The 16,481-nt window shown below is 60.5% G+C and carries 14 protein-coding genes; 2 read left to right on the top strand and 12 right to left on the bottom strand.

What is annotated here, in order from left to right; genetic code table 11:
• Nucleotides 1-158: 158 nt before the first annotated feature.
• The 8 genes from HX817_RS27700 to HX817_RS27665 all read right to left on the bottom strand — a co-directional run bounded on the left by HX817_RS27700 (nucleotide 159) and on the right by HX817_RS27665 (nucleotide 9,744).
• Nucleotides 159-488, bottom strand: coding sequence for a GlpM family protein (locus tag HX817_RS27700; protein ID WP_174717800.1), 330 nt, complete (start codon nucleotides 486-488; stop codon nucleotides 159-161).
• Nucleotides 489-506: 18 nt separating this feature from the next.
• Complete coding sequence (locus HX817_RS27695; protein WP_003208736.1) at nucleotides 507-1,847, bottom strand: sigma-54 dependent transcriptional regulator; 1,341 nt, start codon at nucleotides 1,845-1,847, stop codon at nucleotides 507-509.
• Nucleotides 1,844-3,745: a sensor histidine kinase gene (locus HX817_RS27690; protein WP_003208735.1), complete on the bottom strand. Its 1,902-nt coding sequence runs from the start codon at nucleotides 3,743-3,745 to the stop codon at nucleotides 1,844-1,846. Before HX817_RS27690 ends, HX817_RS27695 begins: the two co-directional genes overlap by 4 nt.
• Before the next feature lie 67 nt (nucleotides 3,746-3,812).
• Nucleotides 3,813-4,547 (bottom strand): amino acid ABC transporter ATP-binding protein, encoded by a 735-nt coding sequence (locus tag HX817_RS27685; protein ID WP_003208734.1) that lies wholly within the window; start codon nucleotides 4,545-4,547, stop codon nucleotides 3,813-3,815.
• Nucleotides 4,544-5,215: an amino acid ABC transporter permease gene (locus tag HX817_RS27680; protein WP_003208733.1), complete on the bottom strand. Its 672-nt coding sequence runs from the start codon at nucleotides 5,213-5,215 to the stop codon at nucleotides 4,544-4,546. The genes HX817_RS27685 and HX817_RS27680 overlap by 4 nt, the downstream gene beginning before the upstream one ends.
• Nucleotides 5,215-5,961, bottom strand: a complete 747-nt coding sequence (locus HX817_RS27675) for an amino acid ABC transporter permease (RefSeq protein ID WP_003208731.1) — start codon at nucleotides 5,959-5,961, stop codon at nucleotides 5,215-5,217. The genes HX817_RS27680 and HX817_RS27675 overlap by 1 nt, the downstream gene beginning before the upstream one ends.
• A gap of 195 nt (nucleotides 5,962-6,156) precedes the next feature.
• Entirely contained in the window at nucleotides 6,157-7,083 is a 927-nt protein-coding gene (locus HX817_RS27670) for a glutamate/aspartate ABC transporter substrate-binding protein (protein ID WP_008433481.1), read from the bottom strand.
• Between the two features lie 336 nt (nucleotides 7,084-7,419).
• Nucleotides 7,420-9,744 carry a TonB-dependent siderophore receptor gene (locus HX817_RS27665; RefSeq protein ID WP_102369838.1) on the bottom strand — a complete coding sequence of 775 codons (2,325 nt, stop codon included), beginning with the start codon at nucleotides 9,742-9,744 and terminating at the stop codon, nucleotides 7,420-7,422.
• Between the two features lie 125 nt (nucleotides 9,745-9,869).
• Between HX817_RS27665 and HX817_RS27660 the strand changes: the two genes are divergently transcribed.
• Nucleotides 9,870-10,592, top strand: coding sequence for a tetratricopeptide repeat protein (locus HX817_RS27660; protein WP_003208726.1), 723 nt, complete (start codon nucleotides 9,870-9,872; stop codon nucleotides 10,590-10,592).
• Nucleotides 10,593-10,640: 48 nt separating this feature from the next.
• Here the strand turns inward: HX817_RS27660 and glpD are convergent, their stop codons facing one another.
• From glpD to HX817_RS27640, 4 genes are all read right to left on the bottom strand, one after another.
• Nucleotides 10,641-12,179: a glycerol-3-phosphate dehydrogenase gene (gene glpD, locus HX817_RS27655; RefSeq protein WP_008433488.1), complete on the bottom strand. Its 1,539-nt coding sequence runs from the start codon at nucleotides 12,177-12,179 to the stop codon at nucleotides 10,641-10,643.
• 173 nt (nucleotides 12,180-12,352) lie between these two features.
• Nucleotides 12,353-13,108: a DeoR/GlpR family transcriptional regulator gene (locus HX817_RS27650; RefSeq protein ID WP_003208723.1), complete on the bottom strand. Its 756-nt coding sequence runs from the start codon at nucleotides 13,106-13,108 to the stop codon at nucleotides 12,353-12,355.
• 94 nt (nucleotides 13,109-13,202) lie between these two features.
• Nucleotides 13,203-14,708, bottom strand: coding sequence for a glycerol kinase GlpK (glpK, locus tag HX817_RS27645; protein WP_003208721.1), 1,506 nt, complete (start codon nucleotides 14,706-14,708; stop codon nucleotides 13,203-13,205).
• Between the two features lie 80 nt (nucleotides 14,709-14,788).
• Nucleotides 14,789-15,643, bottom strand: a complete 855-nt coding sequence (locus tag HX817_RS27640; RefSeq protein WP_008433490.1) for an MIP/aquaporin family protein — start codon at nucleotides 15,641-15,643, stop codon at nucleotides 14,789-14,791.
• Nucleotides 15,644-16,003: 360 nt separating this feature from the next.
• Between HX817_RS27640 and ybaK the strand changes: the two genes are divergently transcribed.
• Nucleotides 16,004-16,474: a Cys-tRNA(Pro) deacylase gene (ybaK, locus tag HX817_RS27635; protein ID WP_003208718.1), complete on the top strand. Its 471-nt coding sequence runs from the start codon at nucleotides 16,004-16,006 to the stop codon at nucleotides 16,472-16,474.
• Nucleotides 16,475-16,481: the final 7 nt, after the last annotated feature.

The raw sequence follows: 16,481 nt of genomic DNA, 5'->3' as shown, positions 1-16,481 counted from the left end.
CGGAGTGAGGGCACACCGAGCCTAGGCGAGGAGCCGAGTGGTGGGGCAAGAGCGTTTTGCTTACTTTTGCGCTGTTCAAAAGTGAGCCGCTGTAAGAGCGGAACCAATATCAGCCGTTACCAAAAAAATGGACAAACACACTCATTCGGCTCCACATGTCAGGCGTGCATGCGAACCCAAACGCTGACCAAAATCGTAGCCGCCATCAACCATGCCACCGCCGCCACCGCCAGCGAAGCCTCCAGACGCATCCGGTCAACCATCACATACAACGTCGCCAGGTACACAAAGTACGGAATGATCGACCACATCCCGAACACGATGGTGGTCTTCAAATCCTCCACCGACCGACCCTTGCCGACAATGTAATGCGCAATCAACGCGAACGTCGGAAACAGCGGCACCAACCCTGCAATGTAGTAGTTCTTGGTCTTGGCCAGCGCCGCCAGAATCAGCACCACCCCCGCACCCAATGCCGCCTTCAACAATAAATCCACAATGCGCTCCTAGTGGCTCAGCCCGTACTTCTTGACCTTATCGAACAACGTGGTCTTGGCCATCCCCAGTTCCTGGCTGGCCTGGGTCAGGTTGCCGCCGCTGCGTTGCAAGGCATCGTTGAGCAGGTTGCGCTCGAACGCCTCCACCGCTTCGGTAAAGGCCAGCCCATGGTTGCCGCTGCTGGCGCCGCTTTTCTTGAACGCCGGCAAACCGAGGGCAAACCGCTCGGCCACGTTGCGCAGTTCACGCACGTTGCCCGGCCAGTCATGGCTCATCAGGCTGGACAGGGTCTGGTTGTCGAGGTCCGGCGCGGTGCGGTCGAAACGCAGCGACGACTGCTGCAGGAAGTGTTCGAACAACTGCAGGATGTCTTCGCGGCGTTCACGCAGCGGCGGCAGTTCCAGGGTCACCACGTTGAGGCGGTAGTACAGGTCGCTGCGAAACTGGTTGGCGCGGCTCAGGTCGTCGAGGTCGGACTTGGTCGCGGCGATCACCCGGCAATCCACCGCCACGCTCTGGTTCGAGCCCAGGCGTTCCAGGGTGCGTTCCTGCAACACCCGCAGCAGCTTGATCTGCAGGTTCATCGGCATGCTTTCCACTTCGTCGAGGAACAGCGTGCCTTCGTGGGCGTGTTCGATCTTGCCGATGCGGCGCTTGCCGGCACCGGTGAACGCGTTGGCTTCGTGGCCGAATATTTCGCTTTCGAACAGGTTCTCGGGCAGGCCGCCGCAGTTCAAGGCGACGAACTGGTGGGAGTGGCGCCGGCTGAAATCGTGCAGGCAGCGCGCGACCAATTCCTTGCCGGTGCCGGTCTCGCCCTCGATCAACACGTTGGCCGAGGTGTCGGCGACGTTGGCGATCAATTCCCGCAGGTTCTGCATGGCCGGGGAGCGACCGATGATCCGGCCTTCCAGCGAATCGCGCTCGGCCAGTTGCCGGCGCAGCGACCAGACTTCCCGGGCCAAACCGCGTTGTTCCAGGGCGCGGCGGGCTACGTCCACCAGGCGCTCGGGAGAGAAGGGTTTCTCCATGAAGTCATAGGCGCCGTTGCGCATCGCGCCCACGGCCATGGAGATATCGCCGTGGCCGGTGATCAGCACCACCGGCAGGCTTTTATCCAGGGCCTTGAGCCGGGTCAGCAACTCCAGGCCGTCGATGCCCGGCAGGCGAATATCGCTGATGACGATGCCGGCGAAGTTTTCACCGACGAGGGTCAAGGCTTCTTCGGCACTGCCCACGCCCACGCTGGGAATGTCTTCCAGGGCCAGGGCTTGCTGGCAGCCGAGCAATACATGGGGGTCGTCTTCGACGATCAGGACGGTCAGGTCGGTGGTTTTTTCTGCGTTCATTTCGACTCGACTTGTTGAGGGCTCGCCAGCGGCAAACTCAGGACAAAGGCAGTACCACCGCTGGCCGGATGCTCGACGGCGAGGTTGCCGCCGGTCGCCGCCGCGAGGCTGGCCGACAGCGTGAGGCCGAGGCCCAGGCCTTGTTCGCCGGGTTTGGTGGTAAAGAACGGTTCGAACAAATGCTTGCGGGTCTCGGGATCAATCCCATGGCCGTTATCGCGTACCCGCAGGCGATATTTGCCGTCGGCGATGTCGCCTTCCAGCCACAGTTCGGGGGCCGGTTGCGCCTGCATCGCGTCCAGGGCGTTGCCCATCAGGTTGACCAGGATCTGCTCCAGGCGTGTCTGGTCGATCTGCAACTGCGCGCTGCTGAAGTGGCGGTGCACCGTCAGCGGCAGGGTCTCCAGGCGACTGCCGAGGATCTGGAACGTAGCGTCCACCGCCTTGCCCAGATTGGCTTCGCCCTGGTCATCGCCACGCCGGGCAAAGGAGCGCAGGCTGGCGGTGATGCGACCCATGCGGTCGATCAGTTCGTTGATGGTCTTGAGGTTGGCACTGGCGGTGTCCAGCGCCCCACGCTCAAGGAAGCGCACGGTGTTGCCCGACAGGGTACGCAGGGCGGCCAGTGGCTGGTTCAATTCATGGGCGATGCTGGTGGACATCTGGCCGATGGCCGCGAGTTTGCCGGCCTGCACCAGTTCGTCCTGGGCTCGGCGCAAGGTTTCCTCGGCCTGGCGCCGCTCGCGAATCTGGCTCTTGAGCCGCTCGTTGCTGGCCCGCAGGTCGGTGGTGCGTTCGGCAATCCGTCGCTCCAGCTGGTTATTGGCTTCCTGCAGGGCTTCCCGGGCGGCGAGGCGGGTGGCAATCACCTTGCGGCGCTCGTTCCAGGCAATCAGCAGGAATGCCACCAGCGCAAAGGCTACGGCCACCAGGATGCCCTGGTTGATGGCGGCCCGGCGCAGGTCGTTCAGCGGGGTGAGCAGGGTGAAATTCCAGGGGGTGTCGTTCAGTGGGCGGGTCTGGGCCAGGTAGCTGACCTCATGCTCGTCGGCCACCACTTCGCTGTTGGCCGGGAAGGTCAACTTCTCGGTGCCTTCGTTGAGGCGCTCGCGGGCCAGTGGTTCCAGCTCGTTGAGCGTCGCCCAGTAGTATTGCAGGCTGTGGGCAAGGCGGTCCTTGGTGTCATCGCTCAATGGCCGCACGGACTTGAGGCGACGGGCCGGGTCGCTGGAGAGAATGATGATGCCATTCTCGTCACTGACGAAGGCCTCCAGGCGCGCCCGCTGCCAGCGCTCTTCCAGCGCTTCCAGGCGTACCTTGACCACGGCGACGCCGATGATCTTGCCGTGCTCTTCCAGACCATGGGCCAGGTAATAGCCGGGTTCGCCGTTGGTGCTGCCGATGCCGTAGAACCGGCCGGGCTGGCCGCGCACCGCATTCTGGAAATAGGCACGGAAGGACAGGTCTTCACCCTGGTAACTGTCGGCATCGCGCCAGTTGCTGGTCGCCAGCACACGGCCGGTGGTGTCCATCACGTAGATCGCCCGGCTGCGACTGCGCCGGTTCAGGCCTTCGAGGTAGTCGTTGACGGTTTTGCGGGTTTCTTGATTCGGGTCGGCCAACAGCCTGGAGACGCTGGATTCCAGCTCCAGGAGACTGGGCAGGTAGGTGTATTTGCTGAGTTCGCTCTCGACGGTGCGGGCGTGCAATTCCAGTTGGCGTTCGCCGGTATCGCTGAGGGTGCGGATCCCATAGAACTCGCTGATCCAGAAGCCGACGTAACCCAGTCCGATCATCAGGGCGATGATCAGCGGCGGCAGGAACAATTGGCGAATCAGACGAGGCTTCACGGCAAGTGATGGCGGCGCGGCGCGAAAGAGGTTGGGGTCGCATTTCATCACAGATGCCTTGGGTCAACCAGTTGTGGTGAGTGGGGTTGCCCGACCCACCACAACAGGGCAGTGCTTAGTGCTGCAGGATTTTCTCGAGGAAGTGCTGCGCACGCTCGGAGCGGGCGCTGATGTCGCCGAAGAATTCCTCTTTCGGGCAGTCTTCGATGATCTTGCCGGCGTCCATGAAGATCACCCGGTCGGCTACCTTGCGGGCGAAACCCATTTCGTGGGTCACGCACATCATGGTCATGCCTTCCTGGGCCAACTGCACCATCACGTCGAGCACTTCGTTGACCATTTCCGGGTCGAGGGCCGAGGTCGGTTCGTCGAACAGCATGACGATCGGGTCCATCGCCAGCGCACGGGCAATCGCCACACGCTGTTGCTGGCCGCCGGAAAGCTGGCCCGGGTGCTTGTGGGCGTGAGCCGACAGACCGACGCGCTCCAGCAGTTGCAGGCCCTTCTTGGTGGCTTCTTCCTTGCTGCGGCCCAATACCTTGATCTGCGCGATGGTCAGGTTTTCGGTGATGGTCAGGTGCGGAAACAGCTCGAAGTGCTGGAACACCATGCCGACGCGCGAGCGCAGTTTCGGCAGGTTGGTCTTCGGGTCGGCAATGGAGGTGCCATCGACCACCACGTCGCCTTTCTGGAACGGTTCCAGGGCGTTGACGCACTTGATCAGGGTCGATTTGCCCGAGCCGGACGGCCCGCACACCACGATCACTTCGCCTTTTTTAACCTCGGTGCTGCAATCGGTCAGCACCTGGAAGTCGCCATACCACTTGTTGATATTCTTGATAGAGATCATACGGCAAACCTTTTTTGCAGACGCTTGACCAGCAGCGAGGCGGAAAAGCTGATGATGAAGTAGACGACACCGGCGAAGATCAGGAACTCATTGGAGCGGCCGATGATGTCGCCGTTGGAACGGGCGGAGTTGAGGAAGTCCACCAGGCCCACGGTGTAGACCAGCGAGGTGTCCTGGAACAGGATGATCGACTGTTGCAGCAGCAACGGGGTCATCTTGCGGAACGCCTGGGGCAGGATGATCAGGCGCATGGTCTGGCCGTAGGTCATGCCCATCGCTTGCGCCGCGGCCATCTGGCCCTTGGGGATCGACTGCACGCCGGCCCGCACGATTTCGCAGAAGTACGCCGCCTCGAACATCATGAAGGCCACGACGCAGGAGGTGAACGCACCGATCGGGGTGTCTTCGCCGGTGATCCAGCGCAGCACGAACGGCACCGCCAGGTAGAACCAGGTGATCACCAGCAGCAGCGGGATCGAGCGGAAGTAGTTCACGTAGGCGCCGGCCAGGCGCGACAGCAGTTTGCTGGACGACAGGCGCATCAGCGCGAGGATCGTACCCAGGATGATGCCGCCGACCACGCCCATGACCATCAACTGCAAGGTCATGACCATGCCGTTCCACAGGCCCGGGATGGCGGGGATGATGCCGCTGAAATCGAAGTCCATTATTTACCCCCCACGGAGATCAGGCCGGGCACGGCGACTTTCTTCTCGACCACGCGCATCAGCAGCATCAGGCTCATGTTCAGGGTGAAATAGATCAGCGTGGCCAGGGTGAAGGCCTCGAACAGGTTGGCCGAGAACTCGGCGGTCTGTTTGGTTTGCGCCAGCAGTTCCATCAAGCCGATCAGGGACGCCACGGAGGAGTTCTTGAAGACGTTGAGGAATTCTGAGGTAAGCGGCGGAATGATGATCCGGTAGGCCTGGGGCAGCAGCACGTTCCAGTAGATCTGCGGCAGCTTGAAGCCCATGGCGCGTGCGGCGGATTCCTGGCCCCGTGGCAGCGCCTGGATGCCGGTACGCACTTGTTCGCACACCCGGGCAGCGGTGAACAGGCCCAGGCACACGACAACGCTCAGGTAGGCCGAGGTGGTCGGGTTGAGGTCTTGTTTGTACCAGTCCTGCAGGTTCTGCGGCAGCAGGTCGGGTATCAGGAAATACCAGATGAACAGCTGAACCAGTAGCGGTACGTTGCGAAACAGTTCCACGTAGCAGGTCGCGATGCCCGATACGATGCGGTTTGGCACGGTGCGCATGACGCCCAGAATGGACCCCAGCAGCAAGGCGATGATCCATGCCACGACGGCGATGGCAATGGTCCAGCCCAAGCCGGCGATGTACCAGTCGAGATAAGTCTCGCTGCCCACGCCGGTGGACTTGAAGAACACGCCCCAGTCCCAGTTGTAATTCATTAGGGTCTCCCCTCGAGATCGATCGATGTACAAGCACCCGCTTGGGGAAGATCCTTTCCCGCCCGACGGTGAACGCCAGGCACACGCGATCGGCTCGAAAACCGCCAGGTCGAGTGTTCCAAAATTAAAGCCAGCAGGTAGCAACAGACGCCTGAGGGAGGGTTGGCTCCCTCAGGACATAAGCTTAGTCAGGTATCAGATTTTTACGTCAGGCGCTGGCTTGTCGCTTGGGTTGGCGATCAGATCCTTGACCTTGTCGCTCATCGGGAAGTTGAGGTTCAGGCCTTTTGGTGGAATCGGGCTCTCGAACCACTTGCTGTAGATCTTGTTGATCTCGCCGGACTTGTACAGGCCGACGATCGCATCATCCACGGCCTTCTTGAAGGCTGGGTCGTCTTTGCGAACCATGCAGGCGTAGGCTTCGAAGGACTGTGGAGTACCGGTGATGACCCAGTCGTCCGGCTTCTTGGCCTTGGCTTCTTCACCGGCCAGCAGCGCGTCGTCCATCATGAAGGCAACGGCGCGGCCGCTTTCCAGCATCTGGAAGGATTCGCCGTGGTCCTTGGCGGAGATGACGTTCATGCCCATCTGCTTGTCGGCGTTCATCGCCTTGATGATGCGCTCGGACGTGGTGCCGGCGGTGGTCACGACGTTCTTGCCTTTCAGGTCGGCGAAATCGCTGTAGGACGGCTTGCCTTCCTTGTCTTTCTTGACCAGCAGGCGGGTGCCGATTTCGAAGATATTGACGGTGAAGTCAACCTGCTGGGCGCGTTCGGCGTTGTTGGTGGTGGAGCCGCACTCGATATCCGCGGTGCCGTTCTGGATCAGCGGGATACGGGTTTGCGAGGTGACCAGGTTGTACTTGGTCTTCAGGTCGGGTTTGTTCAGGTCTTTTTTCAGGGCTTCAACGATAGCCAGCTGAATGTCGTGGGAGTAGCCCACGGGTTTGCCCGAACCATCCGCGATATAGGAAAACGGAATGGAGCTGTCGCGGTGAGCGAGAGTGATCGTGCCGGAGTCGTTGATTTTCTTCAGTGTGCCGGTGAGTTCGGCGGCGAAAACTGGAGTGCTGATCAGAGCAGCAGCGATAGCTGCGCCCAGGATATGGGGAACGATGCGCATCAATACTTCCTCGACATTTGTTTTTTTTATGAGACCGGTTGGGACGGCCACGTTTTTATATAAACAGTACTGCGAAAGCCTGTGACGGCTCCTGAGGCGCCTCAGGCAATCGCCTACGAGTGTAGAGCATGAGTCGTGCCAGACCAGAAATAAAAGGTTAACCATATGATTTATATAGAGATTAACTTTGTGTTACGGGTTTTTTCTCCTGTTTTGGTCCGGCAAACCGAATAGGTTGAGCTATGGCGTTCGGAAAACCGAATGGCGGCGTGGGCCTGTATCGCCCATGAAAAAGCCCCGAGAGTGTGGCTCCCGGGGCTTTTGGGTGTGGCTCTGTCAGAACGTGTAGTCGGCCGACACCACTGCCGCGCGGCCATCGCCGGGCACTGCCCAACCGTTGTTGCGGATACGGGTGAGGTACTCCTTGTCGAACAGGTTGTTGATGTTCAGCTGCAGGTTCAACTGTTTGTTGACCTTGTAACCGAGCATCGCACGCTGCACCGCATAGCCGGGGGAAGTCGGCGAGTTGGCGGCGCTGACCAGGTACTGCTTGGTTTGCGCCGTGATGCCGTAGCCCACCTGGAAGTCGTAGGGCAGGTCGTACACCGTCCAGATGCTGGCTGCATGTTTGGGGGTGAAGGTCAGCGGCTCGCCTTTCTGCACGTCGATGCCGGTGGTCGCCAGGGTGTAATCGCTGGCGCTGCGCAGCACACGAGTGTTCAGGTAGGTGTAGTTGGCGAAGACTTTCCAGTGGTCAGTAAGTTGGCCGCTCAGGCCCAGCGCCACACCGTCTGCACGTGCCTTGCCGTCGAGGGTCTGGGTGCCGCTCAGGTTGCTCGGGTCATTGTCGGCGACTTTATAGTTGGTGCGGTCATTGCGGAAGATCGCGCCCGTCAGCGACAGGGCATTGTCGAGCAGGTCCCATTTGGTGCCGATCTCATAGCTGACGGCGGTTTCCGGGGAAACATCGCAGTTGTTGGTGGCGATGCTTGAGCTTTTGGCCGGGGTGTAGCAACCCCCATTGACGCTGGCCTGGGACGGCGTCTTGCTGTTGCCGTAGGCGATATAGAAGCTGCCGTTTTCCACCGGTTTGTAGACCAGCGCCAGGCGGTAGGAGGTCAGGTCATCCGCCTGGCCGTAGCGAGTGCCGGGCGTTTCCACGCCAGTGCTGGAATAGGCATTGGTCACCGAGCTGCCGGCGTTGTGCTCGTAACGCAGGCCGCCGTTGATTTCCCACTGTGGGTTGAGCTTGAGCGTGTCGAAGGCATAGGCGGCGCGGTTGTTCAGCGCGCCGTCAATGTGGGCGGCCCGGGTGAAGTTGACGGGGCCGGACCATTCGGAGTTCGGGTCGCTGTAGCTGACCGGTGGTGGGACGATGGTGCTGCCGTTGGCGTTGGTCAGCCATTTACCGGTATCCGCCTCGTATTCCTCGCGGCTGATGGCGATGCCGGTCACCAGCGTGTGGTCGATGAACCCGGTGCTGAAGTGGCTGGTGACGTCGGTCTGGTTGGTGAACATCTTGTTCTGGGTGTTGCGCTCGTTACCCAGTGAGCCGCCGCTTGGCTGGAAGTAGCCTGGCTGCAGGCCTGCGGCGCAAGGGGCGCCGGTGATCTGGGTGCCGCTGGCCAGACAGCCGGTCAATGCACCTTCGGGGCCTGAGGCGCGCAGGTCCTGGCGCACCCGCTCGACGCGGGTGAAGTTGCGCACGGACACGGCGTCGTTGAAGTCGTGTTCGAGCTTCAGGCTGAACGAGTCCGAGGTGATTTGCTGGTCATTGATGTTGTGGTAGCCGTAGTAGTCACTCCAACCCACGCCCGGCATGGGCTTGCCGTTGTAGATGGGGATACCGTATTGCGGTGTGTTGTCGTCTTTCTGGTGCTCATAACTGACGGTGACACGTGTCGGCGTGCCCAGGCCAAACGCGATGGAGGGCGCGATGCCCCAGCGTTCGTAATCTTCATAATCGCGGCCAGGCACGTCGTTACCATGGGCCATCAGGTTCAGGCGGAACGCGGTGGTGTCGTTCAGCGTCTGGTTGGTGTCCAGGGTGGTGCGCTTGTAGTTATCGGTGCCGATGCCCGCACTGATGGTGGTTTTGTCGCGTAATTCCGGCTGTTTGCTCACCAGGTTGATGGTGCCACCGACCGCGCCGGAGCCGGAATACACCGAACTTGCGCCGCTGACGACTTCGACCTGCTCCAGGTTGAACGGGTCGGTTCGGCTGTACTGCGCGCTGTCACGCACGCCGTCTACGTAGATGTCGCCGCTGGCGGAGAAGCCGCGCAGGTTGATGCTGTCGCCATACCCGCTGCCACCTTCGCCGGCCCCGAAGGTGATCCCCGGCACGGTGCTGAGCACGTCGCGCAGGGTCAGCAGGTTCTGGTCATGAATGACTTCCTTGGGCACCACCGTGATGGTCTGCGGCGTGTCGCGCAGGGCCTCGGTGTACTTGGGGGAAGAAGGCGCCACAGGGTTGTAGACGCTCTGGCTCGGGGCCTGGCCTTCGATGCTGGTCGCGCCGAGTTGGATGACCCCTGTGTTGTCTTCTGGTGCGGGCTCCGCCGCGTAACTGAATCCTCCTTGCGCAGCCACTGCCAGGCCCACTGCCGACGCGAGCAAATGCCGCGATGAGAGGGGGGCAGAACTGATGCCGGTAGCCATGGAGTAATCTCTTGTTAGTGTTAGTGAGATGCGATCGTAATTGATAAGCGATCTCAAATGTAATACTTTGTAACCAAATAAATCATGAAACTTTTTGCGGTCCTTGATCGCTACTCGGGGCAGGAATGCAGAGCGCACAGCCAGGCAGCGAGCCCTCGGATATCGGTGATAACCCGCGTGCCTATGTGCGCTGGGTGATGCATGCGGCACAGCTGGGAGATGCCGACGCACAGGCGACCCTGGCCCAGCTGCTGCTCGACGGTCGTGGCGTGCAGAAGGATGAGGCGCTGGGGTTGAGCTGGTTTCGCATCGCTGCGCGGCAGCGTCACCCCATGGCGATCAACATGATCGGGCGCTGCCTGGAGAATGGCTGGGGCTGCGAGGTCGATTTGGAAGACAGTGCGCGGCATTACCGCAAGGCCGCCGATCTGGGGCTGGATTGGGGTTTGTATAACTACGGCCAGTTGCTGACGCGTGGCCGTGGTGTGGAGCGTGACCTTGTCGCGGCATATGAACTGTTCCGCCAGGCTGCGGCCAAGGGGCACGCCAAGTCGATGAACCTGTTGGGTCGGTTCCACCATGAAGGCGTGGTGGTGCCCAAGGATGTTCAACTGGCGCGCCAGTGGTATCAGCGCTCAGCCGAGGCCGGGGATTTCCGCGGGCAATACAACCATGCTGCGGAGCTGGCTCACGACGGCGACGAAGTGCAGGCCTGCCTATGGTTGGAGCGGGCTCTCGCGACGGCCACGCCAGGCTTTTTGCAGGCGGCTTATCCCGTGTTGCTGGGCTCTGCCTTCAGCGGGATTCGTGAAATGGGCCTGCGCTATCAGCGTCATCTGCAGGCATGAAAAAGCCCCTGGACCTTTCGGTGCAGGGGCTTTTTTACGTCGGGCTGATCAGGCCGCTTCGATCTTGCCGCGGTTGTGCTCAACCTTGGACAGGTAACGCTGCACGTTCTCCTGCTCCTGCGGCGTGGTGAACAGGCCCAGCTTGCTGCGGCGCCACAGGATGTCCTGGGGCTGAGTGGCCCATTCTTCAGCGCACAGGTAATCGACTTCGCGGGTGTACAGGCCGCCACCGAGGTGGTCACCCATGTCCGCCAGCGATTGCACGCCTTCCAGCAGGCGCCAGGTGCGGCTGCCGTAAGTGGTGGACCAGCGACGGGCAATCTCGCTCGGCACCCAGTCGTATTTGCTACGGATTGCATCGGCCAGGGCTTCTGGCGTGCTCATGTTTTCGCCGCCGGGCAGGGTGGCTGTAGCCGTCCAGCTTGGGCGCATCTGCGTGAAGTAAGGCGCCAGTTGTGCCATCGCCGATTCGGCCAGCTTGCGGTAGGTGGTCAGCTTGCCGCCGAACACCGACAGCAACGGCGCCTCGCCCGAGGTGCCGGACAGCGCCAGGGTGTAGTCGCGGGTCACGGCCGACGGGTTGTCGGACTCGTCGTTGCACAGCGGGCGCACGCCGGAATAGGTGTGCACGATGTCATCGCGGCTCAGTTGTTTCTTGAAGTGCGCGTTGACCACGTTGAGCATGTAGTCGGTTTCACCTTCGGTAATCGCCACTTTCGCCGGGTCGCCGGTGTATTCGCGGTCGGTGGTGCCGATGATGGTCAGGTGATTCAGGTACGGAATGGTGAAGACGATACGCTGGTCTTCGTTCTGCAGGATGTGCGCGTGGGCGCCTTCATACAGCTTCGGTACGATCAGGTGGCTGCCCTGGATCAGACGGATGCCGTAGGGCGAATCCAGCTTCAAGTCATCCTTGATGAACTTGGCCACCCACGGGCCGGCGGCGTTCACCAGCGCTCGGGCGCGGATCGAGAACAGGCTGCCGTCGGCACGTTCCATGTTCATTTCCCACAGGCCCTTGCTGCGGTGTGCGCTGACGCAACGGGTCTGGGTGTGGATGTGCGCACCCTTTTCCCGCGCAGCCATGGCGTTGAGTACTACAAGGCGGGCGTCGTCGACCCAGCAATCGGAGTATTCGAAGCCTTTGGTGATTTCGCTTTTCAGCGGACTGTCGGGGCCGAACTTGAGGCTCTTGGAGCCTTCGAGTTTTTCCCGCTTGCCCAGATGGTCATACAGGAACAGGCCGGCGCGAATCATCCATGCCGGACGCAGGTGCGGGCGGTGAGGCAATACAAAGCGCATCTGCTTGACGATGTGCGGGGCCTTGGCCAACAGCACCTCACGTTCAGCCAGGGCTTCGCGCACCAGGCGGAATTCGTAATGCTCCAGGTAGCGCAGGCCACCGTGGATCAGCTTGCTGCTCGCGGAGGAAGTGTGGCTGGCCAGGTCGTCCTTTTCGCAAAGGAATACCGACAAACCGCGACCGGCTGCGTCTGCTGCAATCCCGACGCCATTGATCCCGCCACCGATAACGGCGACGTCATAGACTTCGGCAAGCGGTGGGGCAGGCAAGGTAGAAGGGTTCATCGGCTGGCCTCGCAATCTTTTTCGTATTGGAATTCGAACATAAATGTTCATTTGCGAAAATGGTAGCTTATAAACGCAGGTACAGCCAGCCCGCTTCGATTGAAAATACTGATCGAAGGGCAAACAAAGGAAAATTTGTGAACATCAGGGGGCAGGACACCCCCTGTATAGGCTTACACCACTTCCAGTCGAATCTTGTGCTGATTCAACAGTTGCACCAGTGCCGGGACCGGCTGCTGATCGGTGACTAAACAATCGATCAAGCTGATCGGTCCCAGGCGAATCATGGCGTTGCGCCCGAATTTGCTGGAGTCCGCCGCCAGGATCACCTTGCGCGCATTGGCAATGATCGCCTGGGAAACCCGTACTTCCTGATAATCGAAGTCCAGAAGGCTGCCGTCTTCATCGATACCGCTAATGCCCACCAGAGCGAAATCGACCTTGAACTGGTTGATGAAATCGACGCTGGCCTGGCCTACCACACCGCCATCCCGGCGCACGTTGCCGCCGGTCAGGAGTACGTCGAAGTCGTCTTTGGCACTCAGCATCATGGCGACGTTGAGGTTATTGGTGATGATTTTCAGGTGGCTGTGGTTAAGCAGCGCACGCGCGATCGATTCGGTGGTGGTACCGATGTTGATAAACAGCGAGGCGTGATCGGGGATTTGCGCGGCGATGGCTTCGCCGATGCGCTGTTTTTCGTCGCGCATCTGGTCGGCACGCATGGCGTACGCGGTGTTTTCAACGCTGGAGTCATAGGCTGCGCCGCCATGGTAGCGGCGCAACAGATTGGCTTCCGCCAGTTGATTGATATCGCGGCGGATGGTTTGCGGGGTGACAACGAAGAGCTGCGCCATTTCCTCGATACTCACATAGCCGCGTTCGCGAACCAGTTCGAGGATTTGTTGCTGGCGGGGAGGCAGATTCATGGTGCGTCCTTTGGGCTGCCGTAAAAAGTGGCCCATGATGACGCAGGAATCTGCTCCCTGCCAGTTACAACCCTATGCGCGTCCGGCGCTTGGCTTATTCAGCGCCTTCGTGGGGTTCCCAGTCGCGGGTGCGGCTGACCGCTTTCTGCCAGCCGGCGTAGAGTTTTTCCTTCGCCGCTTCTTCCAGCTGCGGTTCGAATTGACGCTCGATTACCGCCTTGCCACGCAGTTCGTCCAGGCTGCCCCAGAAACCGCACGCCAGGCCGGCCAGGTAGGCGGCGCCCAACGCGGTGGTTTCGCGCATTTGTGGGCGTTCAACCTGGGTACCGAGGATGTCGGCCTGGAACTGCATCAGGAAGTTGTTGGCGACCGCGCCACCGTCTACCCGCAGGGATTTGAGGCGTTCGCCGGAATCCTGCTGCATGGCATCGAGTACGTCGCGGGTCTGGTAGGCAATCGACTCCAGGGCTGCACGAATGATGTGATCCACGCGTACACCACGGGTCAGGCCGAACAGCGCACCACGGGCATACGGGTCCCAGTACGGAGCGCCCAGGCCGGTGAAGGCTGGCACCAGGTACACGCCGTTGCTGTCCTTGACCTTGCCGGCGAAGTATTCGGTGTCGGTGGCATCGGCGATGATCTTCAACTCATCACGCAGCCATTGCACGGTGGAACCGCCGTTGAACACGGCGCCTTCCAGGGCGTAGGCCACTTCGCCACGCGGGCCGCAGGCGATGGTGGTGAGCATGCCGTGCTTGGATTTCACCGCCTTGTCGCCGGTGTTCATCAGCAGGAAGCAGCCGGTGCCGTAGGTGTTTTTCGCCTGGCCCGGTTCTACGCACATTTGGCCAAACAGCGCCGCCTGTTGGTCACCGGCGATACCGCCGATGGCGATACCGCTTTTGGTGCGACCATAGATTTCCGAGGAAGACTTCACTTCCGGCAGCATTTCGCGCGGCACGTCGAGAATCTCCAGCATCTTCGCATCCCACTCCAGCGTGTGGATGTTGAAGAGCATGGTGCGCGAGGCGTTGGTGTAGTCGGTGACGTGGGTCTTGCCGCCGGTAAATTTCCAGATCAGCCAGCTGTCGATGGTGCCGAACAGCAGCTCGCCGTTACGCGCACGTTCGCGGCTGCCTTCGACGTTGTCGAGGATCCACTTGAGCTTGGTGCCGGAGAAGTACGGGTCTGTGACCAGGCCGGTGGTGTCGTTGATGTATTGCTCGTGACCGTCGCGCTTGAGCTGCTGGCAGATCTCGGTGCTGCGGCGGCATTGCCAGACGATCGCGTTGTAGATCGGACGGCCGGTGATTTTGTCCCAGACCACGGTGGTTTCACGCTGGTTGGTGATACCGATGGCCGCGACTTGGTCATGGTGCAGGCCCGCTTGTGCCAGGGCCTCGACCATCACCGCGCTCTGGGTGGCGAAAATCTCCATCGGGTCATGTTCGACCCAGCCGGCTTGCGGGTAATGCTGGGTGAATTCACGCTGGGCGGTGCAGACCACGTTGGCGTCACGATCGAAGATGATCGCCCGGGAACTGGTGGTGCCCTGATCGAGGGCAATGATGTAGTTCTTATTCTGAATGTCGGTCATGTCGATTGCCTTGGACGGAGAATAGGGAAGTCAGTAAACAGCCTGGGCCGCAAAAGGGCAGTACGGTCCAGGCTATCGCATCAGGAAGTACGGGTTTTGGCGGTGGCAGCCGCTTCGGTTGCATCAGTTGTAGCAGGTGCGGCGCTGGGCAGGTGACGGGCAATCAGCCCGCGATAGGCGGCAGCACCGAGGCAGGCGCCGACAATCGGCGCAAAGATCGGAATCAGGAAGTAAGGAATGTCGCGCCCGCCAGTGAAAGCCATTTCACCCCAACCGGCGAAAAAGGTCATCAGCTTGGGGCCGAAGTCACGGGCCGGGTTCATCGCAAAGCCGGTCAGCGGGCCCATGGCACTGCCAATCACGGCGATCAGCAAACCAATCAGCAGCGGCGCCAACGGGCCGCGGGGCAGGCCGTTGTTGTCGTCGGTCAGGGCCATGATCACGCCCATCAGGATCGCGGTGATGACCATTTCCACCAGGAACGCCTGGGCCGTGCCCAGCAGCGGATGCGGGTAGGTGGAGAACACCGACGCCAGTTCCAGGCTGGCCTGGGTGCCGCGAATCATGTGGTGGGTTTGTTCGTAATCGAAAAACAGGTTGCTGTAGAGCGTGTAAACCAACGCGGCCGAACAGAAGGCCCCGGCGACCTGGGCGATGATGTAGAACGGCAGTTTGCGCTTGTCGAAATCGGCAAAGATACACAGCGCGATACTGACCGCCGGATTCAGGTGAGCCCCGGAAATACCGGCGCTCAGGTAGATCGCCATGCTGACGCCGATCCCCCAGATGATACTGATTTCCCACAACCCAAAGCTGGCACCCGCGACCTTGAGCGCAGCAACACATCCGGTACCGAAGAAGATCAGCAACGCAGTGCCCAGGAATTCGGCCATGCATTGACTTGAAAGTGAAGGCTGTTGAAGAGCAGTTGTCATGGAAAACCTCTGTTTTTGTTGTTGTCTGGCGTTTTGCCGCAGCGGGCAATCGGCGATTTTCACCGTGGCGAGGATCCCCATCCTGTTCGCGGCTTACTGCTGTGAATCTGTAGGTGCATTCCTACAGTATTCGTAAACGAAAAAATATAGACAAGAATGACGGCTGTCAAAGGTCGAAAGTGAACGATCGGTCATTTTGTAATTATTGGTGTGGTGAATGATCGTGCCGTGGGCGCGGGAAGCGGCAGGGAAGGTGCGCGTGAGCGCGTGGCAGAGGGCTTCGGACTAGAGCCTTTTGCTTGTTGTTGGCCTAGAATTGGCTGTCTGTTTTTTCACCTTTTTGCCAAGCCTGGAGCCCACATGACGCCCGCATTGGACCTGTTGAAAAAAGTTCGCGCCGAACATCGAATTCACAGTTACGAACATGACCCCAAGGCAGCGTCCTATGGTCTGGAGGCCGCGGAAAAATTGGGCCTGGACCCGGCGCAGGTGTTCAAGACCCTGCTGGCCAGCAGTGAAAAAGCCGAGCTGCTGGTGGCGGTTGTGCCGGTCGTCGGAAGTTTGGATTTAAAGGCGTTGGCGCAGGCGGCAGGGGTAAAAAAGGTCGAGATGGCAGACCCGGCAGCGGCGCAACGGGCCACCGGTTACTTGTTGGGCGGCATCAGCCCGCTGGGGCAGAAGAAACGCCTGCGCACCTTCATCGATGTGACGGCGCAGTCGTTTCCGACAATTTTTATCAGTGCGGGGAGAAGGGGGCTTGAGGTGGAGTTGGCAGCGACAGTGCTGGCCGAACACACCCAGGCCAAGTTCGCGGAAATTGGCCGGGCGTGATGCGTTG

Source organism: Pseudomonas sp. C6002 (assembly GCF_013385805.1).
Taxonomy (GTDB): Bacteria; Pseudomonadota; Gammaproteobacteria; order Pseudomonadales; family Pseudomonadaceae; genus Aquipseudomonas.
The sequence above is the reverse complement of the archived record's forward strand: the minus strand, read 5'-3'. Positions and strand labels throughout refer to the sequence as shown.